This is a genomic window from Bartonella raoultii, assembly GCF_019659805.1.
In the GTDB taxonomy this organism is placed as follows: domain Bacteria; phylum Pseudomonadota; class Alphaproteobacteria; order Rhizobiales; family Rhizobiaceae; genus Bartonella; species Bartonella raoultii.
This window is the reverse complement of the sequence record NZ_JAIFRO010000005.1, coordinates 29952-53007: the sequence shown is the minus strand read 5'-3', so window position 1 is coordinate 53007 and position 23056 is coordinate 29952. Positions and strand designations below refer to the sequence as shown.

General features: G+C 37.1%; 23 protein-coding genes. 15 read left to right on the top strand and 8 right to left on the bottom strand.

Translation table 11 applies throughout. The features are described from left to right. The first annotated feature begins 17 nt into the window (after positions 1 to 17). The 9 genes from pyrE (at position 18) to panB (ending at position 6666) form a co-directional block, all read left to right on the top strand. A complete protein-coding gene (gene pyrE / locus K3248_RS05645; RefSeq protein ID WP_220717411.1) occupies positions 18 to 596 on the top strand; it encodes an orotate phosphoribosyltransferase in 579 nt (192 codons plus the stop codon). Between the two features lie 94 nt (positions 597 to 690). Next, positions 691 to 1284 carry a DUF2062 domain-containing protein gene (locus K3248_RS05640; protein WP_220717410.1) on the top strand — a complete coding sequence of 198 codons (594 nt, stop codon included), beginning with the start codon at positions 691 to 693 and terminating at the stop codon, positions 1282 to 1284. Positions 1285 to 1290: 6 nt separating this feature from the next. Continuing rightward, the gene (gene acpS, locus K3248_RS05635; protein ID WP_220717409.1) at positions 1291 to 1692 is read left to right on the top strand and encodes a holo-ACP synthase; all 402 of its coding nucleotides are present in this window, start codon (positions 1291 to 1293) and stop codon (positions 1690 to 1692) included. 105 nt (positions 1693 to 1797) lie between these two features. Next, on the top strand, positions 1798 to 2610 hold the full coding sequence (gene lepB / locus K3248_RS05630) for a signal peptidase I (RefSeq protein ID WP_220717512.1): 813 nt from the start codon (positions 1798 to 1800) through the stop codon (positions 2608 to 2610). Further along, positions 2591 to 3298 carry a ribonuclease III gene (rnc, locus tag K3248_RS05625; RefSeq protein WP_220717408.1) on the top strand — a complete coding sequence of 236 codons (708 nt, stop codon included), beginning with the start codon at positions 2591 to 2593 and terminating at the stop codon, positions 3296 to 3298. Before lepB ends, rnc begins: the two co-directional genes overlap by 20 nt. Then, positions 3291 to 4196: a GTPase Era gene (era, locus tag K3248_RS05620; RefSeq protein ID WP_220717407.1), complete on the top strand. Its 906-nt coding sequence runs from the start codon at positions 3291 to 3293 to the stop codon at positions 4194 to 4196. The genes rnc and era overlap by 8 nt, the downstream gene beginning before the upstream one ends. 1 nt (position 4197) lies before the next feature. Beyond that, positions 4198 to 4944, top strand: coding sequence for a DNA repair protein RecO (gene recO / locus K3248_RS05615; protein WP_220717406.1), 747 nt, complete (start codon positions 4198 to 4200; stop codon positions 4942 to 4944). Positions 4945 to 4972: 28 nt separating this feature from the next. Then, a complete protein-coding gene (panC, locus tag K3248_RS05610; RefSeq protein WP_220717405.1) occupies positions 4973 to 5827 on the top strand; it encodes a pantoate--beta-alanine ligase in 855 nt (284 codons plus the stop codon). 2 nt (positions 5828 to 5829) lie between these two features. Beyond that, complete coding sequence (panB, locus tag K3248_RS05605) at positions 5830 to 6666, top strand: 3-methyl-2-oxobutanoate hydroxymethyltransferase (RefSeq protein ID WP_220717404.1); 837 nt, start codon at positions 5830 to 5832, stop codon at positions 6664 to 6666. 273 nt (positions 6667 to 6939) lie between these two features. On the opposite strand, the gene K3248_RS05600 is transcribed toward panB, so the two are convergent. Further along, a complete protein-coding gene (locus K3248_RS05600; RefSeq protein ID WP_220717403.1) occupies positions 6940 to 7560 on the bottom strand; it encodes a YfbR-like 5'-deoxynucleotidase in 621 nt (206 codons plus the stop codon). Further along, a complete protein-coding gene (gene ygfZ / locus K3248_RS05595) occupies positions 7560 to 8426 on the bottom strand; it encodes a CAF17-like 4Fe-4S cluster assembly/insertion protein YgfZ (RefSeq protein WP_220717402.1) in 867 nt (288 codons plus the stop codon). Before ygfZ ends, K3248_RS05600 begins: the two co-directional genes overlap by 1 nt. A gap of 64 nt (positions 8427 to 8490) precedes the next feature. On the opposite strand from ygfZ, the gene K3248_RS05590 reads away from it, so the two are divergent. Then, a complete protein-coding gene (locus tag K3248_RS05590; RefSeq protein WP_220717401.1) occupies positions 8491 to 9819 on the top strand; it encodes a dihydroorotase in 1329 nt (442 codons plus the stop codon). Positions 9820 to 9989: 170 nt separating this feature from the next. Here the strand turns inward: K3248_RS05590 and K3248_RS05585 are convergent, their stop codons facing one another. After that, positions 9990 to 10361, bottom strand: coding sequence for a TIGR02301 family protein (locus K3248_RS05585; protein ID WP_220717400.1), 372 nt, complete (start codon positions 10359 to 10361; stop codon positions 9990 to 9992). Between the two features lie 511 nt (positions 10362 to 10872). Between K3248_RS05585 and cysS the strand changes: the two genes are divergently transcribed. From cysS to pssA, 5 genes are all read left to right on the top strand, one after another. After that, a complete protein-coding gene (gene cysS / locus K3248_RS05580; RefSeq protein ID WP_220717399.1) occupies positions 10873 to 12381 on the top strand; it encodes a cysteine--tRNA ligase in 1509 nt (502 codons plus the stop codon). Positions 12382 to 12423: 42 nt separating this feature from the next. Further along, the gene (locus tag K3248_RS05575; protein ID WP_220717398.1) at positions 12424 to 13095 is read left to right on the top strand and encodes a DUF421 domain-containing protein; all 672 of its coding nucleotides are present in this window, start codon (positions 12424 to 12426) and stop codon (positions 13093 to 13095) included. A 119-nt stretch (positions 13096 to 13214) separates the two neighbouring features. Further along, entirely contained in the window at positions 13215 to 15098 is a 1884-nt protein-coding gene (locus K3248_RS05570; RefSeq protein WP_220717397.1) for an ABCB family ABC transporter ATP-binding protein/permease, read from the top strand. Between the two features lie 116 nt (positions 15099 to 15214). Beyond that, positions 15215 to 15913, top strand: a complete 699-nt coding sequence (locus tag K3248_RS05565; RefSeq protein WP_220717396.1) for a phosphatidylserine decarboxylase — start codon at positions 15215 to 15217, stop codon at positions 15911 to 15913. An 8-nt stretch (positions 15914 to 15921) separates the two neighbouring features. Beyond that, positions 15922 to 16743, top strand: a complete 822-nt coding sequence (gene pssA / locus K3248_RS05560) for a CDP-diacylglycerol--serine O-phosphatidyltransferase (RefSeq protein ID WP_220717395.1) — start codon at positions 15922 to 15924, stop codon at positions 16741 to 16743. Positions 16744 to 16838: 95 nt separating this feature from the next. Here pssA and K3248_RS05555 read toward each other — a convergent pair whose 3' ends face one another. From K3248_RS05555 to K3248_RS05535, 5 genes are all read right to left on the bottom strand, one after another. Continuing rightward, a complete protein-coding gene (locus K3248_RS05555) occupies positions 16839 to 17588 on the bottom strand; it encodes an SDR family NAD(P)-dependent oxidoreductase (RefSeq protein ID WP_220717394.1) in 750 nt (249 codons plus the stop codon). 2 nt (positions 17589 to 17590) lie between these two features. Further along, positions 17591 to 19081: an amidophosphoribosyltransferase gene (gene purF, locus K3248_RS05550; RefSeq protein WP_220717393.1), complete on the bottom strand. Its 1491-nt coding sequence runs from the start codon at positions 19079 to 19081 to the stop codon at positions 17591 to 17593. Between the two features lie 71 nt (positions 19082 to 19152). Beyond that, complete coding sequence (locus K3248_RS05545; RefSeq protein WP_220717392.1) at positions 19153 to 19734, bottom strand: CvpA family protein; 582 nt, start codon at positions 19732 to 19734, stop codon at positions 19153 to 19155. Positions 19735 to 19858: 124 nt separating this feature from the next. Further along, entirely contained in the window at positions 19859 to 21253 is a 1395-nt protein-coding gene (gene radA, locus K3248_RS05540; protein WP_220717391.1) for a DNA repair protein RadA, read from the bottom strand. A gap of 6 nt (positions 21254 to 21259) precedes the next feature. Next, positions 21260 to 22750 carry a replicative DNA helicase gene (locus tag K3248_RS05535; protein WP_220717390.1) on the bottom strand — a complete coding sequence of 497 codons (1491 nt, stop codon included), beginning with the start codon at positions 22748 to 22750 and terminating at the stop codon, positions 21260 to 21262. Between the last annotated feature and the right edge of the window lie 306 nt (positions 22751 to 23056).

Sequence of the window (23056 nt, the reverse complement as noted above, 5' to 3'; positions counted from 1 at the left end):
AAAGAGAGAGATTTTCAATGAATACACAGGATGTGATTGATATTTTTAAAAAAGCAGATGCTATTTTAGAAGGGCATTTTATTTTAACATCAGGTCGTCATAGTGCTATTTATATGCAGAAGGCAAAAGTATTCATGCATGCAGACTTGACAGAACAGTTATGTCGTGGATTAGCTGAAAAAATCAAAAAATCTATTGAAGGAAAAATTGATTATGTAGTTGGTCCTGCAGTTGGTGGTCTTATTCCCTCGTATGAAACATCACGTCATCTTGGAGTTCCTTCTCTTTGGGTGGAGCGTGTAAATGGTGTATTTGAATTACGTCGTTTTGAAATTAAGAAAGGTGCACGGGTGGTGATCATTGAAGATATTGTAACAACAGGTCTTTCCATTCGCGAAACAATTAAAGCTTTGGTTGATGTTGGAGCAAATGTACTTGCAAGTGCATGTATTCTTGATCGTTCTGGTGGTAAAGTTGGTGTTGGCGTTCCGTTAATTGCACTGGCTGAATATGAGATAGCATCTTATGATAGTGATGAACTCCCTGCGGAACTTGCTGTGATTCCAGCAATTAAGCCGGGAAGTCGCAATATTTAATTTTTTTTTATTTTTATGAAAATAACAAGGAGAGGTAGGTTTATTTGAAACATATAGACTATTTTCTTATAACAAGACGTATATTGAGAATCCTATGCTTTTTGGTCATCGAGAACCTGTAGGTTTTGTAAAACGCATTCGGCTTTGGTTGTGGCCACGTCGTTCTTTTTCTCGCTCATTTAGCTATATACGCAAACGTATTTTACGTATATCTGCAACGCCACATAAAGTAGCGTTAGGGTTTTCTATTGGTATTTTTTTGGCCTGCTCTCCTCTTTTTGGGATGCATATTATTCTGGCAATTCTTTTATCTTGGATTTTACGTGGAAATTTTGCAGCAGCCATTATTGGGACAATTTTTTCTAATCCACTTACGTTTTTACTCATTGTTATGGCTGATTATAAGATAGGTTATTTCTGTTTATCGCTTTTTAGCAATGTGAGTGAGATTTCTCTTTCTCAAATTCGCCTTTTGTTTAATAGTTTAACACTTTCAAATGTATCTTTGCTCTTTAAGGGAGCATGGAATTCAATCATGATGCCAATGGTTTTGGGTGGTACTTTTCTAGGCTTTGTTTTAGGGAGTTTATCGTATATAGGAATTTACAGAGCAATTACCCGTTTTCAAAAAAAGCGATATCAAAAGATTATGAAAAAAAAAGCCTTTACGAAAAGAACATATAGGTGATATCTGATGATTGTTGGTCTTGGAAATGATTTAATTGATATACGGCGTATTGAGAAAATGTTAGTACGTTATGGAGATCGTTTTGTTCAACGTATTTTTACAGATATTGAGCAGAAAAAATCTAAAAATATCCAAAAAACTTCTTCTTCTTACGCTAAAAGATTTGCTGCTAAAGAAGCATGTGCTAAAGCTTTAGGAACTGGAATCGCTTGCGGTGTAAATTGGAAAGATATGGGAGTGGTCAATTTACCATCCGGTAAGCCGGTTATGAAATTAACAAATCGTGCACAAATACAACTTCAGAAATTATTGCCTCCACATCACGATGCTGTTATTCACCTCAGCATAACGGATGATTTTCCATGGGCGCAAGCGTTTATTATTATTGAAGCACTTCCACGTGGATAGATAACGTGAAAGATTGCGCTTGGTTATTTAAACATTATGATAAGAAAGGTTATATCTGTAATGGGAAGGCAATCTGAGATGAATCAGGAAGACAAGCAATCTTTAATAATCCAAAAAGAGAAAATATATAAACAAGAAAAAAAGGGAGGAGTTTTTGAATTTATTAAGGCTTTAATACAGGCTTTAATTTTAGCAGCGCTTATTAGAACGCTTTTTTTTCAGCCTTTTAGCATTCCTTCAGGTTCCATGCGCCCTACTTTGCTTGTGGGGGATTATTTGTTTGTGTCGAAGTATGCATATGGCTATTCTCGTTTTTCCATACCCTTTTCTCTTCCTCTTTTTTCAGGACGCATTTGGGCTTCTCAACCTAAGCGCGGAGATGTTGTAGTTTTTCGTTTACCAAGTAACCCAAAAATCGATTATATAAAGCGTGTTGTTGGGCTTCCAGGTGATCGTGTACAAGTACGTGAAGGAGTGCTTTATATTAATGATAAGGCAATTTCACGTGACTTTATAGGAAAGATTAATGATCCTGATATAACGGAAGTCAAAGGCCCAGTTGATGTTTATCGTGAGACAATGCCTAACGGCGTTAGCTATGATACGCTTGATTTAATGTTTATTCCGCGTGTTGATGATACAAAAGTCTTTGAGGTTCCATCAGGGCATTATTTTATGATGGGTGATAATCGCGATAATTCAGACGATAGTCGGTTGGATGTAGGATATGTTCCAGAAGAGAATCTTATTGGTCGCGCAAGTCTAATCTTTTTTTCTATCAGTAATGGTTCCAGTGGTTGGCAGATTTGGCGTTGGCCATTTGATATACGTTGGAAGCGTTTGTTTTCTTTTATTAATACAGTTCATGATTTGCCGCTTATGAAGCAGGAGATCAATGGTGAATCGTCTAATGATTGATCAGCTTAAGAGACTAACAGGGCATCATTTTAAAAATGAAGAGAGATTAAAAAAGGCATTAACGCATTCAAGTGTACAAGATTCGGAACAGGGCAATTATGAGCGATTGGAATTTCTAGGTGATAGGGTTCTTGGTCTTGTAATTGCAGAGATGTTGTATCATTTATTTCCACAGGCGAGTGAAGGTGAATTATCAGTGCGTTTGAACCATTTAGTAAATGCGCACACATGTGCTGATATTGCACTAGAAATGGGTTTACCTGAGATGATGCATGTTGGTTTTGAGATGAAAAATTTAAAAGGTCGTCGTCTTACGAATATGTATGCTGATGTGATTGAAGCTTTAATTGCTGTTATGTATCTTGATGGAGGGATAAAGAGTGTTCGTCCTTTTATTGAAAAGTATTGGCAAAGTCGTGCAAAGCAGATGGATGCAGGTCGGCGTGATGCTAAGACAGAATTACAAGAATGGGCGCATGTGCAAGGTGGTGTACAACCTCATTATCGCGTTATAAAGCGTTCTGGTCCAGATCATGATCCTGTTTTTATGGTAGAGGTGAGTATTTTAGGTTTTACACCGGAAGTTGGACTGGGAAACTCTAAACGATGTGCTGAAAGAATGGCAGCAGAAAAAATTTTACGGCGAGAAGGGATATGGGAAACAATAGGAAAAAGTGATCATGAATGATGTTATTAAAACGCGTTCTGGTTTTGTGGCTCTTATTGGATTGCCTAATGCTGGTAAGTCTACATTAGTAAACCAGTTAGTTGGAACAAAGGTTTCAATTGTAACGCATAAAGTGCAAACGACACGGACTTTAATCCGAGGCATTGTTATTCATGATGATACCCAAATTGTATTGATTGATACACCAGGTGTTTTTCGTCCCTATAAGCGGTTAGAACGTGCGATGGTATCTGCTGCTTGGGGAGAAGCAAAGAGTGCAGATATTCTGTTAGTTTTAATTGATGCTCAAAGCGGTCTTTCGGATGAAGTGTTTATAATGTTAGATATCGTAGAAAAAATTAAACGAGATAAAATTCTCGTTTTGAATAAAATCGATACAGTTGCAAAGTCTTCTCTTCTAGCATTAACCGCTAAGATTAATGAGCGTGTGCAATTTTTACAAACATTTATGATTTCTGCTCTCAATGGTTCAGGTTGTAAAGACTTGCTTCATGCGTTGAGTCGTATGATGAAAAAGGGACCATGGTATTATCCAGAAGATCAAGTTTCAGACATGCCTATGCGTCAGCTTGCTGCTGAGATTACGCGCGAAAAGCTTTTTCTTCGCCTTCATGATGAACTTCCTTATTCCTCAACAGTTGAGACAGAAAACTGGGAAGAGCGTTCAGATAGTTCGATAAAAATTAATCAAGTGATCTATGTAGAGCGTGAGAGTCAGAAAAAAATTGTTTTAGGGGCAAAAGGGGAGACAATTAAAGCAATTGGTCAGGCAGCGCGTAAAGAGCTTATGGAAATCATAGGTCAGAAGATTCATCTCTTTCTTTTTGTAAAAGTGCGTAATAATTGGGATAGTGATCCAGAGCGTTACCGTGAAATGGGATTAGATTTTTTTAAATAAAATGAAATGGAAAGAGCAAGCTATTATCCTTGGCACACGCCAATATGGTGAAACAAGTGTTATTCTTGAAATTATGACTCGCCAGCATGGTCGTTATATGGGAGTGGTAAAAGGGGGACGTTCACGTCGTATGGCAGCACTTCTTCAACCTGGAAATTTTGTAGAAGCAGAATGGTGGGCACGTTTAGATGAACATTTGGGACTTTTTCGACTTGAGGCGCTTGATTTACATGCTGCACGATTAATCCTTTTACCAGAAGCACTTTATGCTTTGCAGTTAATAGCTTTTCATTTGCGTCTTCTTCCTGAACGTGATCCGCATCCTATTCTATACGATATTCTACACCTTTTTATGTGCAATTTTGATAAACCGTTTGTTAATGCGGAATTACTTGTACGTTTTGAAATGCGACTTCTTAAAGAATTTGGTTTTGGCCTTGATTTATCTTGTTGTGCTGCAACAGGTCGGCGAGAAGGACTTTTTTATGTATCACCAAAATCGGGGCGTGCTGTATGTAAGGAAGCAGGAGAGCCTTGGAAGGACAAGCTTCTCACTTTACCACGGTTTCTTGTACAAAGAACTGCTCGTCCTCTTCATTTTAGTGAGATAATGGATGGTTTTATACTAACAGGTTTCTTTTTAATGCGTCATGTATGGGAACCACGGGATATAAAGTCGCCATCAGTGCGCATGAATTTGATACAATTGTTTGAACGACGGTTTCGTATGCAAGCATTAAGTTGTTAATTTTATAAATGATGAATAGAATATAAAAATGCAAATTTTAGAAACAATTGCGCAGGTGCGTCAACATATTGCGGAAGAAAAACGTTTAGGATTTTCGATTGGTTTTGTTCCAACGATGGGCGCATTACATGAGGGGCATCTTGCATTAGTGGAGCGGGCAAAAGCATTGTGCGATCGTGTATTGGTTTCTATTTTTGTCAATCCAAAGCAATTTGGTCCTCGTGAAGATTTTAATAAATATCCAAGAGATTTGGAGAAAGATTGTGCTTTATTGAAAATAGCATGTGTTGAATATGTTTTTGCACCTTCTACAGAAGAAATATGGCCATCGGGGAATGAGACAACTGTGAAGGTAGAAAAATTATCCCGTATTTTGATAGGAAAATTGCGTCCAGGGCATTTTTATGGTGTGACGAGTGTTGTTGCTAAACTTTTTAATATTGTTCAGCCGGATAAGGCTTTTTTTGGAGAAAAAGATTTTCAACAGCTTTTGATTATTCAACGTATGGTTAAAGATTTAGCTTTTCCGATTGACATTGTTGGCGTACCTATTTTACGTGAAGCGGATGGTGTAGCATATTCTTCTCGTAATCAGTTTTTAACAAAGGAAGATCGTAAAGCAGCGAAAATCATTGCTGAGAGTGGCAAAGCTGCTGAAAAGCTTTATCGCCAAGGGGAACGCTCGGTTGATAAATTATGCGCAATTGTCCGCGATATTTTACAAAGGGAAGCACGTGCAATTATTGAGTCTATAGATTTACGGGATATGGAGACTTTATGTATGGTCAAAGGAAGACTAGAAAAGCCTGCAGTTTTATTGCTCACTATCCGCTTTGGTGAGGTAAGACTTATTGATCAATATATATTGCAAGAGAAGGGCTGAAAATGAGTATTCATAAAACTATTAAACGTATAACCTCGTCTGAAATACGATCACGAAAAGGGCAAAAACCGATTGTTTCTCTAACGGCATATCAGGCTTATACTGCGCGGATTGCTGATCCATATTGTGATGTACTTTTGGTTGGTGATAGCGTTGGTATGATAGTATATGGGTTTGAGACAACGCTTCCTGTTAATCTAGATATGATGATTTTGCATGGGCAGGCAGTTGTACGTGGATCTCAGAGAGCACTTGTGGTGGTTGATATGCCTTTTGGCTCCTATGAAGAAAGTCCAGAGCAAGCTTTTTTGAATGCATCGCGTATTATTGCACAAACGGGGTGTGGAGCAATTAAGCTTGAAGGGGGCATTTATATAGCCGAAACAATTCATTTTTTATCTACACGTGGAATTCCAGTTATGGCCCATATTGGTCTTACTCCGCAGGCAGTGAATCGCTTAGGCGGATTCAAGACACAGGGGCGAAAGGAAAGTGATTGGCAAAAAATCGAAGCAGATGGTGTAGCAGTTGAAGAGGCCGGTGCTTTTTCTGTTGTACTAGAAGGAATTGTAGAACCATTAGCAGTAAAGCTAACAGAAAAGCTTTCTATTCCTACTATCGGCATTGGTGCATCTAACCAATGTGATGGGCAGGTGCTAGTTATGGAAGATATGTTGGGCTATGGTGCTCATGCACCTAAATTTGTGCGTCGTTATGCTTCTCTTGAAAATGAAATGGAGAGCGCAATCAAAAATTATGCACAGGATGTGAAGTCTCGTGCTTTTCCATCAGATAACGAAGTTTATAAACTGAAACCAAATTTAATATTAGACAAATAATTTTACGAAAAAATCTTTTCTAAAGAAGGAGTGCATATTTTTGCATTTAGAGATTTTGAATCGATCAACATAATAATATTCATTGTTTTTGTTTTAAATTTTAGATCATTAGAAATAACAATCAACGGTAGAGTTTAAATAGTAGAGAGTAATGATAAAGAAAGGAATTTCCTTTTCAAAGATATATAAAATATAAATGAGAAAAAATATTCATCTAATATATTTTTACAGCTGTAAAATGACAACAGGTAGATGATAATGATAAGAAGAGTATTAGAATGACTTTTGAGCATCAAGATTCTTAAAGCGCATTAAAAATGCATTTTCAATTTGTTGTGTAGAGCATGGCTGTAAATTAAGATCATCAGGTAAAATATGATTGGGTGATCCAAAATAGAAAAGGGCTTCTTCTGGATTGAATCCAGCAAGAGTAATTGCTTCGTGGAATGCAGCAATGCGATCGGCTTGTTTGATTTTTTTTAAGAGCTTTTGAGGAGGATCAATGGGAAGAGAAAAGCGCATATGGATAGCATCTTGTATACGTTTTTCTATACGCTCATATTGGTTTCCTATAACAGCCTTAAAGGGGGAAATCATATCTCCGATGACATATTCTGGAGCATCATGGAGAAGGGCATAGAGACATTCATTTTTATGTGATTGCGGAAAAAGCTTGTAAAATATTTGTTCTACCAAAAGAGAATGTTGTGCGACAGAATAAGCATGTTCTCCCCGTGTTTGACCATTCCAACGTGCAACACGCGCAAGCCCATGGGCAATATCTTCGATTTCAATATCAAAAGGAGAAGGATTGAGAAGGTCAAGTCTGCGACCAGAGAGCATTCTTTGCCAAGCACGTGCTTCTCCATTTTTTGATAATTCAGCTTTAGCCATTAATTTGTTTCCTCAGTATTTTCAGGAAAAGTAAAATTCATATTTTCAGCAATACTTATAGTGACAGGAACGTTTTTTACTGTAAAAGGAATATTATGATCCATAGCATCTTTAACATGGTCAATACGCATTAAAGCTAAAGCTTCTTTCTCAACGCATGTTCCTAAATAGCCAAGTATTTTAGTCCCTGCTTCAATACTAGATTCTGGAATTAATTCATATTGACTTTTTACAATCAAAGTACGGCGACGTGCAGCACGTCGGTGGTGCATTCGTGAAACAATTTCCTGTCCAATATAGCACCCTTTGTTAAAGGTAAGCCCATTGATTTGATCGTAATTAATATCGTGAGGAAAGACTTTGCCTATTTCATAGTCTTTACCACTTTCTGCTATTGCATAGCGGATACGCAGTTGATCCCAATGATTATAAGATTCTGAAGCAACAAGAGGTATTTTTCCATAGGTGCGTATTATTTTTTCTTTTTGTGGAAAGCGTTTATCGATAAAGCTTGAATCAAAATGTAAAACATCTGATTCTTTTTCCCAAGAAATTGTAACAAGATCTTGTAAAGGTTGTATAATTTCTACTTTTTTACGCATTTTATAAAGGATCAGGCGCTTGTAGAGAAGATCAGATAAAGAGGAAACAATATCAATTAGATAACCATCGTTTTTTTTTCCAATAAGAAAATCAGCAAGAACTTTTCCTTGTGGGGATAAGAGAGCTCCAGGAAAAACTTCTTGTGTGCCGATTTGTTTAATATCTGTCGTAATAAGAGATTGTAAAAAATCTGTTGCTTCTTCACCCGTAATTTCAATAATCCTGCGGTTTTTTAAGAGAATGGCATTTTGTTTCTTAATCATGATCCTTGCCTTTCTGCTCAAAGTTACATAATCGATAAAGAGACGATATGTAAGGAGCATGGCTATGTGTAAAACATTTGATACAATTTTAAAAGGTGCAACACTTGTGAATCATGACGGAAGGAGCCAGCGTGATATTGGGATTACAAATGGTCGTATTGCTGAAATTGGTGATCTTACCTGTGCATCTTCCGGTGAAGTGATTAATTGTACAGGATTGCATATTTTACCTGGTATCATTGATAGCCAAGTTCATTTCCGCGAACCGGGCAATGAACATAAGGAAGATTTAGAAAGTGGCTCATATTCTGCCGTATTAGGAGGTGTTACAACAGTATTTGAAATGCCTAACACGCATCCATTGACGGTATCAGAAGAAACATTGGCCGATAAAGTTAAACGTGGATTTCATCGGATGCATTGTGATTTTGCATTTTGGGTTGGAGGAACGCGTGATAATGTCCACGAATTGGCAGAATTAGAAAGGCTGCCTGGTGCCGCTGGAATTAAAGTATTCATGGGGTCTTCTACGGGAGATCTTTTGGTAGATGATGATGAAAGTGTACGTCTTATTTTAAAGAATATACGCCGTCGAGCAGCTTTTCATTCTGAAGATGAAGTAAGGCTTAAAGAGCGTAAAATATTACGCATTGAAGGGGATGCTTCATCACATCCAGTTTGGCGCGATGAGGTAACAGCATTAAAATGTACACAACGTCTGGTAAAAATTGCGCATGAAACAAAGGCACGCATTCACATTCTACATCTTTCTACAGCAGAAGAAATTGATTTTTTAAAAAATCATAAAGATGTTGCAACAATTGAAGTTACGCAACATCATTTAACGCTTACAGCTGATGATTATAAGCAGTTTGGTACATTGATTCAGATGAATCCTCCTATCAGAGAGAAACACCACCGTGAAGCTTTATGGTATGGTGTGCAGCAGGGTATTATTGATGTTTTAGGCTCTGACCATGCTCCACATACGTTTGAAGAAAAGCTTCAACCTTATCCTTCTTCACTTTCAGGTATGACGGGTGTGCAGACAACAGCCGCACTTATGCTAACACATGTTAATGCAGGAAAGATATCTCTTGAACGTTTTGTTGATCTTACTTCGCATGGTCCTAGTCGCATTTTTGGCATAAGCTGTAAAGGGCGCCTTGCTGTTGGATATGATGCGGATTTAACCGTTATCGATTTGGAGAGAGAAGAGGTCATTACAAATGCACTAATTGGCTCACGGGCGGGATGGACACCTTATGATGGTAAAAAGGTTAAAGGTTGGCCTGTTGGAACGATTATCCGTGGTAAACGGGTTATGTGGGAAGGCGAAATTGTCACTCCTTCACAGGGAGAACCTGTTAAATTTATAGAATCTTTTGCATGATTAGATTAAACTTATGGGTCTTATAAAATGATTTTCCATGTGCAAAAGATGTTTATAATGACTGTATAAAGGAAATTCACTTTATAGACTTGTCAGTTGAGATCGATCATTTTTATATCAGAGTGGCTAATTGTCCTATTCATAAAATACAAATAAATTTTTGATGTAGATTAATGACTAAGAGGCGTAAGGAGGCTTTTAGATAAAGCTTTTCCTTCTTTAATATATCGTTTGTTTGCTTCAATAGCTGAGCGTGTACAATGATGATAATTTTCTGAAAAAGCACGATATGCATTGTTAAATGCTGCATAAAAATGAGCGCGTCTTTGTGGGGTGGGGTTTTCTACTTCAATGAGTGCGTTCATATGATCATACCATTTGTTTGTTGGAGTACTGCAAAGATTTTGTAAAAAGTGTAGAGACCCCAAAATTTCTGCTAGTCGCAGCAATTTTGTTTCATAGGAGGGAAATTGTTGTGAAAAAGTTTGAGTGGAAGTGAAAAAAAATATTATAATAATCATATTTATCAATATATTGCGCACAATTTTATCGTTTCCTTAGTATAAAGTTTTAATGATAATGACGAATAAATAATTTTGTCACTGGGTATATTCTAAAAAAATAGAGCAAAATATTTTGCCTATTATTTTTAATAACGGATATTTATAAGATGTAGGGCATAAAAGATAATAAGGAAACCTTCATGAGGACATTAATAATTCTTATCTAAGTTTTGTATCATTCGAAATTTCAAATATGGTGTGTGCAATTTATTTTTCGCGTAAATTGCGATTGCATCGTGTATTAAAAATTTTTTCTTGAGAAGGTTGTCTCCTTGAAAAGGGAAAGAGAGGATTTGTGGAGTATGTTTGTTTCGTTAAATAAATGAGGTTGTTTTTACAACAGATGATGGATGCAGCCTAAATAGGATAGTTTTCTATAAGAGTTTTACTTAAGAAATATGAGCAGTTTCATTTAAGTGATGTAACATAATGATTTAAAGGCAAGATTCATCTAGAAGAGTAGCATATCTATCGTGCATGGAGTATAATGATGAAAGAGTTGCGATTTTATAATACGCTTACACGTAAAAAAGAAAATTTTATACCAATAGATGCTACAAAAGTACGCCTTTATGTTTGTGGTCCGACAGTTTACGATGATGCACATATCGGGAACGCTCGTCCTGTTATTGTTTTTGATCTTTTATTTCGCTTATTACGTTATGTTTATGGTAAGGATCATGTGATATACGCACGTAATATCACAGATGTAGATGATAAAATTAATGCACGAGCCGCTCATGAATATCCAGAGTTAGCACTCAATGATGCTATTCGCCAATTAACAGAACGTACATATTCTCAGTTTCAGCAAGACACAATAGCACTGGGTTGTCTTTTGCCAACCAGTCAACCACGTGCAACGGAGCATTTGCAGGAGATGCGTTCTTTGATAGAAAAGTTGATTGAAAAAGGGCATGCATATAAAGCAGAAAATCATATTTTATTTTCTATAAGTAGTATAAAAAGACATCCTTATTATGGAAAATTTGCAAATCGTTCTTTAGATGAAATGAGAGCAGGGGCACGTATTGATGTTGCTGCTTATAAAAAGGATGAGATGGATTTTGTTTTATGGAAGCCTTCTCTGGAAGGGGAACCAGGTTGGCAATCACCAGCAGGCATTTCTGTTTTAGGTCGTCCAGGATGGCATATTGAATGTTCTGCAATGTCGATGGCGAAGCTATTAACACCTTATGGTGGCGGTCTGACATGTGATGATCCAGCAGACAATATTTTTGATATTCATGGTGGTGGAATCGATTTAATTTTCCCTCATCATGAAAATGAGATTGCACAAAGCTGTTCAGCTTTTGGGACACAGAGAATGGCTAATTTTTGGATGCATAACGGCTTTTTACAAATTGAAGGAAAAAAGATGTCGAAAAGTCTTGGCAACTTTATGACTATTCGTTCTATCTTAGAAAATAATTTTTTTGCATTTAATGATGCTTTATCAGATCAAATAAAGCAAAATTGGTCTGGTTTATCTGCACGTTTTTCGATGTTACAAACGCATTATCGTGAACCCTTAAATTGGACAGCACAGCGTTTAACACAATCGGGTAATGAACTATATCGTTGGTATGAATTGCTTCGTTATGAGAAAGGATGTTTGGAGAAGGATGGGGCTCTTGATGCTGCTTTGATGAATGCATTAAGCGATGATCTTAACACTCCAAGTGCCTTTGCTCTTTTGCGAAAATTTTATAAAGCAGGGAATGCTGTCGCTCTTGCAAAAGGAATGGGTTTATTAGGGTTATTAAAGCAGGAATGGATTCAAGATAGAGAATGTCCATTATTTACGAGAAAAACGTCCCTTGATTCAAAATTTATTGATCAGCGCATTGTCGAAAGACTGCACCTTATCCATAATAGAGAGTGGGACGCTGCAGATACCATTCGTAATGAGCTCGCAGCCATGGGGGTTATCTTAAAAGATAGTAAGGATCCGCAGACTGGTGAGCGTAAAACCGTGTGGGAAATAAAACGGTTCTAATTGCCGTATTCTAGCAGCTTTTATAATAAAGGAGAAAGTCTGATGGAATTTTTATATCATTACGGTTATGTTGCACTTAAATTGATGATAGGTCTTATTGCCTTCCTCTTAATTTTAAGAACCACAGGGCGTGGTAGTTTAAGTCAAATGACGCCTGTTGATTTAGTAAGCAACTTTGTAATGGGAAGCATTATAGGGGGGGTTATTTATAGTCCGAGTGTAAGTAGTATTCAATTATTGCTTGTTTTACTTATTTGGCAAACCTTGGTTACTAGTCTTAATTTTTTAGCACGCTATTCAGTTTTTTTTCATCGTCTTATTGCAGGAAAAAATATTGCATTGGTTTTAGATGGTGTTTTTCAAATGGATAAGATTAAAAATTTAGGGATAAATGTGAATGATCTGATTACGATGTTACGTATTAAAGGCTGTAATTTGCATGAAGCTGCGTTTGTTCGTTTAGAAACTAACGGTGATTGTACTGTTATTAAAAAGGAAGAAGGTAAAAAGTCTACCATTTTAGTGCAAAATGGTGAAATTCTAGATGATGGTCTTAAAGAGATTGGTAAATCAAAGAAATGGCTTCAAGAAAAATTGAAAAAAAAACATGTAACAGTTGAAAACTTATTTGCTGCGGAATGGTATGAGAATACAGATAAAAATAATAAACCTTATAGAGGATTATTTCTTGTTCCCTTTTCAAAAACAGTCTAACCTTACATAATCAGTCGTATAACTTACTGGGGGCGTATAGAAAATAGAGTATGATCTGTGAGCGGGAAAAGAGAAAGGTTATAGTACCTTTTGAGTGTATGAAAGAGAAGTAAGGCTTTATGAAACAACACGATAGGATAAAAACTGTATCGTCAGATACAGGGCAGACATTGCGTACACTTTATAATTTATGGCCTTATATGTGGCCTGCAGGTCGACGTGATCTAAAAATGCGTGTTGTATGGGCGATATTTTATCTTCTTTTAGCTAAGATTTTTCTTATTTCCGTTCCCTATTTCTTTAAATATGCTACAAATATGCTTGATGTACACGTCAAACTTCCTGGATGGCTTTCATCTAGTTGGATTGTTCCTCTCATGCTCGTTTTGGCATATAATGTTGCACGTATTGTACAAGCTGGATTAAATCAGTTACGCGATTCCCTTTTTGCGACGGTTGGTCAGCATGCTATTCGTCAGTTAGCTTATAAAACCTTTGTGCATATTCATGGATTATCTTTACGATTTCATTTGGAAAGGCGAACTGGTGGACTTTCTCGTGTTATCGAGCGTGGTACAAAGGGAATTGAAGCAATCGTTAGATTTTCAATTCTCAATACAGTGCCAACAGTGTTGGAATTTATATTAACGGCATTGGTATTTTACATCAACTACGGGGGACTGTATCTTTTTATAGTTGTTCTAATGGTTGGTTTGTATACTTGGTTTACCATTAAGGCGAGTGATTGGCGTATTGGTATTCGACAACAAATGAATACAGCAGATACTGAGGCGAATACTCGTGCTGTTGATTCTCTTTTAAATTTTGAAACAGTGAAATATTTTGGTAATGAAACTCTAGAAGCGCGTCGCTATGATTCTTCTATGGCAGGTTATGAACAAGCAGCGACGAAGATTTGGACATCATTAAGCTGGCTTAATTTTGGTCAAGCCCTGATTTTTGGTCTTGGAATGACAATTCTTATGTTGATGTCAGCTTATGAAGTTTTTCATGACACACAAACTTTAGGAGATTTTGTTTTTATTAATGCGCTTTTAATACAGCTTTCTATGCCATTAAATTTTATTGGTTCAATTTATCGTGACATTCGACAAGGTTTAACGGATATTGAAGCGATGTTTGATCTTTTGGATGTGAAACAGGAAATTATTGATAAACCAGATGCTCAGCCGTTAGTAATCCAAGAGGGTAGTATTCGGTTTAATAAGGTTAGATTTTCCTATGATCCAACCCGTCAAATCCTCAGAGATATTGATTTTGAAGTTCCTGGAGGAAAAACAGTGGCAATTGTTGGCCCATCGGGTGCTGGTAAATCAACTATTTCTCGATTGCTTTTTCGTTTTTATGATGTTGATTCTGGGGCTATCACAATTGATGGACAGGATATTCGTGATGTAACACAGAAAAGTTTGCGCGAAGTTATCGGTATGGTACCACAAGACACAGTGTTATTTAATGATACAATTGCCTATAACATTCGCTATGGACGTCCAAGTGCTACAGATGAAGAGATGCGTAAAGCTGCTGAAATGGCACAAATATCAAAATTTATTGAGATGCTTCCAAATGGTTTTCAGTCTCTAGTAGGTGAGCGTGGACTCAAACTATCTGGTGGTGAAAAACAGCGTGTGGCTATTGCGCGGACATTGTTAAAAGCACCTCCACTTCTTATTTTAGATGAGGCAACCGCAGCTCTTGATACGGCAACAGAACAAGAAATTCAACAAGCCTTAGATATTGTAAGTCGTGGACGTACAACATTAATCATTGCACACCGTTTATCTACAGTTATTAATGCCGATGAAATTTTGGTTCTCAAAAGTGGTCGTATTATTGAAAATGGGACACATGCCGAGCTTTTATTGAAGAAAGGTTTATATGCTTCAATGTGGAATAAGCAACTTGAAGCATCACAAGCTGAAGAAAAATTGCGTAAAATGCGTGAAGAAGACGAAATGGGGGTTGTCAATCGTAAAAAATAAGCTGCTTAAGATAAGCTTTAGCCTTTATATGGTGTGATTGATTAAGTATACGACAGAAAGGGAGGAACAAAAAGATTTATTACTTGTTTAAATCATATCTATGAATAGGAAGTTATATGAGTATTCTACAATCTGTCCATAATAGTTTTGCACCAATTCATAAGGAGGGGTACCCTTTTATCATAACATTTTTTATTGTTTCTCTCATTCTTGGTTGGGTATGGAGTCCATTATTTTGGTGTGGTCTGATTCTCACGGTGTGGTGTATATATTTTTTTCGTGATCCAGATCGTGTAATCCCTTTGAATCCAAGTTGGGTTATGTCTCCTGCTGATGGACGGATTTCATTTGTTGAACCGTGTATTCCGCCTGAAGAGTTGGGATTGGGAAATGAAGAGATGATCCGTATTTCCGTGTTTATGGATGTTTTCTCATGCCATATTAATCGTATTCCTATAAATGGTACGGTAGAATCTATCATCTATCGCCCAGGTCGATTTGCTAATGCTGAGCTTGATAAGGCTAGCCAATTTAATGAGAGAAATGGAGTGATTATTGATAGCAAATATGGTAAAATTGGCGTAGTACAAATAGCAGGAATAGTAGCGCGCCGGATTGTTTGTTGGCCAAAAGAAAATGATTCTGTTTTAACAGGACAACGCTTTGGAATGATTCGTTTTGGTTCTCGTCTTGATATTTATATACCAACTGAAGTAAAATTACGTGTTTCTGTTGGTCAGACAGCAATTGCTGGAGAAACAGTTTTAGGTTCTTTTGATGATAAAAGTGCAATAACTGATTTCAGATTTGATTAGGATGAACAATGAAAAATTTTTCACTATTTTCTTCATTTAATCCTGAAGGGCAGCATGATGATTCTGCAAATCGGTGGCGTTCGCCCACACCAATGCGCTATGTCATTCCTAATATTATCACTATTTTGGCAATTTGTGCAGGGATGAGTAGTATTCGTTTGGCTTTTGATAATCGCTATGAGGCTGCTATTTTAATGGTGCTTTTGGCAGCAGTTTTAGATGGTGCTGATGGGCGTATCGCGCGTTTAATGGATGGGAGTTCATCTTTTGGTGCACAGATGGATTCTCTTGCTGATGTTGTTAATTTTGGTGTTGCACCTGCGCTGATCGTTTATTCTTTTATTTTGACTCAAGCACATCACGTGGGGTGGGTTGCAGCACTTGTCTATTGCGTTGCTTGTTGTTTGCGATTAGCACGTTTTAATGTGATGTTGGATAATATCGATATACCTCAATGGCAAAAAAGTTATTTTATTGGTGTTCCAGCACCAGCAGGGGCATTGTTACTTTTATTACCTATGTATTTAGGGGTTCTTGGTTTGACACCAAATTGGGGTTGGGCATTATTTTTTAGTCTTTATACTGTGATTATTGCTTTTCTTTTGATCAGTCGTTTGCCGGTATGGAATGCAAAAACCATAGATCAAAATTTAAGGCGTGATATGGTTGTACCATGCATGTTGATCATTGTTATTTATGTAGGTTTTCTTGCGACTTACACATGGAAAACTTTATTGATTACAGCTGTTAGTTATATGATTTTTCTTCCCTTTAGTTTTATAGCTTACAATAAAAGGGCGACTCTAGAAGAAAAAAAGACAAAGACTTAAGCTATTCATAAATCGTGAAACTGTATGTTTTTTTACTTGGAAAGTAAGGTAGAAGAGAAAAGATTAATTGAGATGACAGATTCCTATAATTATGATCAATTAGGCGCATGATAATCTGTAAATCTATTTTTATGAACATTAAAGAGTTTGCCTGTTTCTATTAAATGAGGTGATGATAAATGCACTATTTTTGACGCAACTTCCTGTGGTGTGGGAAGAGTGTAGGGATCTTCGCCTGGCATAGCTTGTGCACGCATAGTAGTACGTGTTGCACCTGGATTAACGCAGTTAATCTTGACAGGTGTCTGTTTGAGCTCTTCTGCCCAACAGCGAGCAATCATTTCTAAAGCTGCTTTGGAGGCTGAATAAGGTCCCCAGAAAGCGCGTGCAATATGAGCAACACTTGAGGATAATAGAATGGCCCGTCCAGCATCAGATGCACGCAATAAGGGTTCTACTGTTTTCATCAAGCGCCATTGGCTAATAAGGTTTATGTTAAAAACATCTTCAAATATTTTGTTTTCTATATGTGCTATTGGTGAAAGGGGTCCAAGGATTCCTGCATTTGCAACTAAAATATCGAGTTTTTTCCAGCGCTGAGCAATGGAATTTCCAAGAGCATCAATGCTTTCCATATTATGCAAATCGAATGGGATAAGTGTTGCAGAAGCTCCCTTTTTTCGGATTTGATCATCCAGTTCAGTAAGTCCACTAACTGTCCGTGCAAGAGCGATAATATGAGCTCCGCGTTTTGCCATCTCTAACGCTAAAGAATAACCAATTCCTCTTGATGCACCGGTGACAAGTGCAATACGTCCATCTAAACTAAAATCTAATTTTTTCATTATTAATCTCTTGTTTTAAGGACGGATAATTGATGTGTTTTGGGGATACTTTCTTGATCAATTAAATGTGTTGGGTACTCTCCAGTAAAATAATGGTCCGTAAATTGTGGATCAGCATTATTTCGTTTTTCTCCTGTTACAGCAAGATAGAGACCATCTGTTGAAAGAAACTCTAATGAATCAGCTCCGATAAAATTACACATAGATTTTAAATCTGGATATTGATTTGCTAAAAGGCTCTCAACTTTAGGGGTATCGATACCATAAAAATCAGGATAAAAAATCATAGGGCTAGAAATGCGCATATGAACTTCTTTTGCTCCTGCATCGCGGATCATTCGTACGATTTTAAGAGATGTTGTTCCACGAACAATGGAGTCATCAATCAGAATAACACGCTTTCCTTCAATTATAGGACGGTTTGCAGAATGTTTGAGTTTAACTCCAAAAGCACGAATTTGTTGTGTTGGTTCGATAAAAGTTCGCCCCACGTAATGATTACGAATAATACCAAGCTCAAAGGGAATTCCAATTTCTTGTGCGTAGCCAATTGCAGCTGGTGTTCCTCCATCAGGAACAGGCACAACAACATCACCTTTACAGGGAGCTTCCTGTGCTAAGCGAATTCCCATATTTTTACGCGTTGTATAAACACTTCGTCCTCCAACAATTGAATCAGGGCGTGCAAAGTAAACATATTCAAAAAGGCAAAGTTTTTCTGGCTTTTCATTTTTTGATTGTATAATTTTTTTAGTGATTTCGCCATTTTTTTGTATTTCACATATAATGATTTCGCCATTTTTGACGTCGCGGATATATTTTGCACCAATAATATCAAGTGCACAAGTTTCAGAGCAAAAGATTGGTTTACCATCCAGCTCGCCCATTACGAGAGGTCGAATACCTATTGGATCGCGTGCCGCAATGAGCTTGGTGCGTGTGAGTGCTAACATGGCATATCCACCTTCTACTTGCCTAATAGCATCAACAAAGCGGTCGGATGATGATTCATAACGTGAACGTGCAATAAGGTGCAGAAAAACTTCTGAATCCGATGTTGATTGACAAATAGCACCAGAGGCTATCAGTTTACGACGTAATGTAAGACCATTCGTGAGATTGCCATTATGGGCAATAGCAATACCTCCAACTTTTAATTCAGCAAAAAGAGGTTGAACATTGCGTAATGCTATTTCACCAGTTGTTGAATAACGGGTATGCCCGATAGAACGATCTCCTGGTAATCGAGCAAGTGTTACGGGATTGGTATAGTGATCACCAACAAGACCTAGATGTTTTTCTTGATGAAACATGTTATTATGGTAGGAAACAATACCAGCTGCTTCTTGTCCACGATGCTGAAGTGCATGAAGACCAAGAGCTGTTAATGTTGCTGCATCTTCATGCCCAAGAATACCGAAAACTCCACATTCTTCATGCAGAGTATCGTCATCTAATGAAAATTCCTGACAGGAAATGTCGTTTTTTGTCATTATATTCTTTCAATTGTAATACGAGGAATAATTAAAAGTATACTGTATTAAATCTTTTTTCCTATGACAAACTATTCTCCATTTTTTTGAAGCAAATTTTCATGAGAATGTTGGTCACGTATATCTATATCATCTGTTTTAAAGAATTTTTCTGTCTTTTCGAGAACATTATCGAGATTTTTAGGAAGTATTGCCCACACTTTTTGTCCCAATGAATCTAAAATGGGTTTTGTTGTAGCATTCTTTAACCAATTTTCTTGTTGTTCGGGCCGGATAAGTGCATTCAGTAACAACATGCCGATAACCATAATAAATAAGCCACGAAATGCTCCAAAAACAAAACCAATAGTACGGTCAAATATACCAATTCGGCTATCAAGAATAAAATCAGCAATTTTCATTGTAACGATCGAAGCAATAATCAGAATAATAATAAAAATTGTGACCAACGTTGTGATAAGTGCAATCATTTTGTTAGAAAGATATTGCTCAAAGAACGGCAATATAGGTTTAAATAAAAAGAGAGTAGCGATGGCTGCAATGGCCCAAGAAAATAACGATAATATTTCGCGTGAAAATCCTCGAAGCATAGAGAGGAAAGCGGACAACAGGATGATTATTATGACAATTCCATCAAGGACTGTTATGATCATTTGTTTGTTCCTTATATATAAAGTTATTTCATTTTCAATGAGTCTATAATTATATTGCTGATTATTTTATTATTTTTTCTTATAACAAGGATCTTTTGTATTTTATAGAGTTTTTTCTATATTATCATGTATAAGATATAGACTGTTTTTTCTTTGTAGTAATAGCAGCAACCAATTCAGGAAGATCAGAAAATGTTTTTTGTTGAAAAGCTTGTGATTTAACTTTTTCAGTTATTGTAGTGGGTTGAACGGCGCCTTGAAATCCAAGTTTTTTTGCTTCATTGATGCGCTGTGCTGAATGGGCAACAGTTCGGATAGCGCCAGAAAGGCTTATTTCACCAAAATACACATAATCTGTTGGAAGAGGAATATTTGCAAGAGAGGATACTAAAGCTGCTGCAACAGCAAGATCAGCTGCTGGTTCTGATATACGATATCCGCCAGCGACATTAAGGTAGACATCATGTTGTCCAAAACGAATGCCACAATAAGCTTCTAAAACGGCAAGAATCATGGAAAGACGATTTCCATCCCACCCCACAACAGCACGTCGTGGTGTTCCAAGTGAAGAGGGGGCAACAAGTGCTTGTATTTCTACTAATATGGGGCGTGTGCCTTCCATTCCGGCAAAAACAGCAGCACCAGGCGCTTTTTCATTGCGTTCACCCAAGAATAATTCAGATGGATTACTCACTTCCTGTAATCCTTTATCAGACATTTCGAAAACGCCAATTTCATCTGTTGGCCCAAAGCGATTTTTTACAGTTCTCAAGATTCGATAATGATGTCCACCTTCACCCTCAAAATAGAGAACACCATCAACCATATGTTCAACAACCCGAGGACCAGCAATTTGTCCATCTTTTGTAACATGGCCAACAAGGACGACAGCTGCTCCTGTTTTTTTGGCAAAGCGGATCATTGCTTGCGCACCGATGCGTACTTGTGTGACGGTTCCGGGTGCTGAATCTGCTGTATCTGACCATAAGGTTTGAATGGAATCAATAATAACCATATCGAGATTTTTATGCTGGCTTAAGGTTGCAAGAATATCTTCAACATTTGTTTCAGCAGCAAGTTTAATTTCTGTATTTGCAGCACCGAGCCTTTGTGCACGAAGACAGATTTGTGCAATAGCTTCTTCACCTGAAACGTAGATGACTTTATGCCCTTTTCGTGATAAAGCAGCCGCTGTTTGTGTAAGTAATGTTGATTTTCCAATACCTGGATCGCCGCCAACAAGTAATGCAGATCCACGAACAAATCCTCCTCCAGTGACACGATCAAGCTCAGCAATACCAGAATGAATACGTGGAGCATCTTCAATATTTTCAGAAAGAGAAGTAAGCGTGACAATGCGTCCTTTACCAATATTCTTCTTAGGTCCGCTACCAATACCACCATTTGTATTTTCTTCGATCAGAGAATTCCATTCTCCACAGGAAGTACATTTTCCCGCCCAACGTGAATAGATGGTTCCACAATTTTGGCAGATAAATTGAATACGGCTACGTGCCATGGTAATTTAACCAATTTGCTCTGGAAGATACTGACTATCTGCCAAATCGCTAAAACGTGTAAAATCAGACTGAAAGGCAAGATGAACAGTTCCTGTAGGTCCGTGACGTTGTTTTGCAACAATAACATCAGCTTTTCCAAAAGCTGCATCCATTGCTTCTTGCCATTTTGTATGTTCAAGGCTTCCTACCTTTGGTTCTTCATTTTTAAGGTAATATTCTTCACGGTATACAAAAAGAACGATGTCAGCATCCTGTTCAATTGAACCAGACTCGCGTAAATCTGAGAGTTGTGGTCGTTTATCTGTTCGGTTTTCGACTTGGCGTGAAAGCTGTGAAAGAGCAATAATAGGAATATTGAGTTCTTTAGCTAATGCTTTCAATCCTGTAGTAATTTCTGTAATTTCTTGAACGCGATTTTCAGATGAACGCTTTGAACTGCTCGTCATTAACTGTATATAGTCAATAATTAAGACGTCTAAACCGTGTTGTCTCTTAAGACGCCGTGCACGAGCTGCCAGCTGTGTAATTGATATACCACCCGTTTGATCTATATAGAGCGGCGCTTTTTGTAAGCGATTCATTGCACGTAATAATTTTGTAAATTGTTCTTCCGAAATATTTCCACGCCGGATATCAGAAGAAGAGACTTCTGTTTGTTCGGAAATAATACGTGTTGCTAGTTGCTCAGATGACATTTCAAGAGAAAAAAATCCAACAATACCTCCTTCATTCTCTTGTGTTGTAACATCACGATTACAAGCATTGGCAATATTAAAGGCAATATTGGTGACAAGTGAAGTTTTACCCATGCCAGGACGGCCTGCAAGAATAATCAAGTCAGACGGTTGTAACCCTCCCATTTTTTCATCAAGTGTTCTAATGTGTGTGGCTATTCCTGATAATTGTGAAGAGCGCTTTTTAGCAGCACTTGCCATGTCAATAGCTTTTTTGACGGCTTCATCAAAATTTTCAAATCCTCCGCCATATTTTCCTTTTTCCGCTAGGTTAAACAATTGATGCTCAATTGTTTCAATTTGTTGGGCAGGTGTAAGTTCTATAGGCGCGTTAAAAGCTGTATTAACAATTTGGGTTCCAAGATTAATTAAAGACCGTCGAATAAAAAGGTCATAAATAACACGTCCATAATCTTCAGCATTAATGATTGTTACTGCTTCCTTTGCTAAGCGAATGACATAATTGAATACGGTGATGTCTCCAATTTTCTCTTCAGCTGGAATAAAAGGTTTGATAGTAACAGGGTTTGCAAGTTTTCCACCTTTGATAAAGTGCGATAAAACATCGTAAATTTTTTGATGTAAAAGTTCAAAAAAATGTTCTGGTTTTAAAAAATCTGAAACGCGATCATGAGCATCATTGTTGATAAGAAGAGCTCCAAGCAATGCTTGTTCTGCTTCAATATTATGAGGGAGTTGTTGATAAGAAGAGGAATCTTCTTTTTGTGAGGAATGAACATTGACAATATCTTTTTCTGCCATAACAGCTTTTCCCACTAAGTTGGTATTTGCCTACTTTAGGCAATAAGTTGCGCATTGTAAAAGGATAGAATTCCAGATTGTTATTTAAGTTAAAATCATATTTTCAATATTTAAAGATTTAGATTTTATTATTTACGCATATTATATGTAACATATTTCTATATATTTTGAGTGTTTTATATGATGTAGTTTAGATATCTTTACAGCTTTTTGTATGGGATCTTTTATAAAAGACACTAACAGGTGATTATTTTACTAAAATGCAAATTTCTGATTACAATAACCATAAAATACCCCGCTTTGAAA

What these genes read in the sequence shown, in the direction of transcription:
- K3248_RS05575 (WP_220717398.1), top strand. Translation starts at nt 12,424, where the DNA reads ATGGAATTTTTATATCATTACGGTTATGTTGCACTTAAATTGATGATA.
- radA (WP_220717391.1), bottom strand. Translation starts at nt 21,253, where the DNA reads ATGGCACGTAGCCGTATTCAATTTATCTGCCAAAATTGTGGAACCATC.
- panC (WP_220717405.1), top strand. Translation starts at nt 4,973, where the DNA reads ATGCAAATTTTAGAAACAATTGCGCAGGTGCGTCAACATATTGCGGAA.
- pyrE (WP_220717411.1), top strand. Translation starts at nt 18, where the DNA reads ATGAATACACAGGATGTGATTGATATTTTTAAAAAAGCAGATGCTATT.
- K3248_RS05570 (WP_220717397.1), top strand. Translation starts at nt 13,215, where the DNA reads ATGAAACAACACGATAGGATAAAAACTGTATCGTCAGATACAGGGCAG.
- ygfZ (WP_220717402.1), bottom strand. Translation starts at nt 8,426, where the DNA reads ATGATTAAGAAACAAAATGCCATTCTCTTAAAAAACCGCAGGATTATT.
- K3248_RS05545 (WP_220717392.1), bottom strand. Translation starts at nt 19,734, where the DNA reads ATGATCATAACAGTCCTTGATGGAATTGTCATAATAATCATCCTGTTG.
- cysS (WP_220717399.1), top strand. Translation starts at nt 10,873, where the DNA reads ATGAAAGAGTTGCGATTTTATAATACGCTTACACGTAAAAAAGAAAAT.
- K3248_RS05600 (WP_220717403.1), bottom strand. Translation starts at nt 7,560, where the DNA reads ATGGCTAAAGCTGAATTATCAAAAAATGGAGAAGCACGTGCTTGGCAA.
- K3248_RS05590 (WP_220717401.1), top strand. Translation starts at nt 8,491, where the DNA reads ATGTGTAAAACATTTGATACAATTTTAAAAGGTGCAACACTTGTGAAT.
- era (WP_220717407.1), top strand. Translation starts at nt 3,291, where the DNA reads ATGAATGATGTTATTAAAACGCGTTCTGGTTTTGTGGCTCTTATTGGA.
- pssA (WP_220717395.1), top strand. Translation starts at nt 15,922, where the DNA reads ATGAAAAATTTTTCACTATTTTCTTCATTTAATCCTGAAGGGCAGCAT.
- recO (WP_220717406.1), top strand. Translation starts at nt 4,198, where the DNA reads ATGAAATGGAAAGAGCAAGCTATTATCCTTGGCACACGCCAATATGGT.
- panB (WP_220717404.1), top strand. Translation starts at nt 5,830, where the DNA reads ATGAGTATTCATAAAACTATTAAACGTATAACCTCGTCTGAAATACGA.
- acpS (WP_220717409.1), top strand. Translation starts at nt 1,291, where the DNA reads ATGATTGTTGGTCTTGGAAATGATTTAATTGATATACGGCGTATTGAG.
- K3248_RS05535 (WP_220717390.1), bottom strand. Translation starts at nt 22,750, where the DNA reads ATGGCAGAAAAAGATATTGTCAATGTTCATTCCTCACAAAAAGAAGAT.
- K3248_RS05555 (WP_220717394.1), bottom strand. Translation starts at nt 17,588, where the DNA reads ATGAAAAAATTAGATTTTAGTTTAGATGGACGTATTGCACTTGTCACC.
- purF (WP_220717393.1), bottom strand. Translation starts at nt 19,081, where the DNA reads ATGACAAAAAACGACATTTCCTGTCAGGAATTTTCATTAGATGACGAT.
- K3248_RS05640 (WP_220717410.1), top strand. Translation starts at nt 691, where the DNA reads ATGCTTTTTGGTCATCGAGAACCTGTAGGTTTTGTAAAACGCATTCGG.
- K3248_RS05565 (WP_220717396.1), top strand. Translation starts at nt 15,215, where the DNA reads ATGAGTATTCTACAATCTGTCCATAATAGTTTTGCACCAATTCATAAG.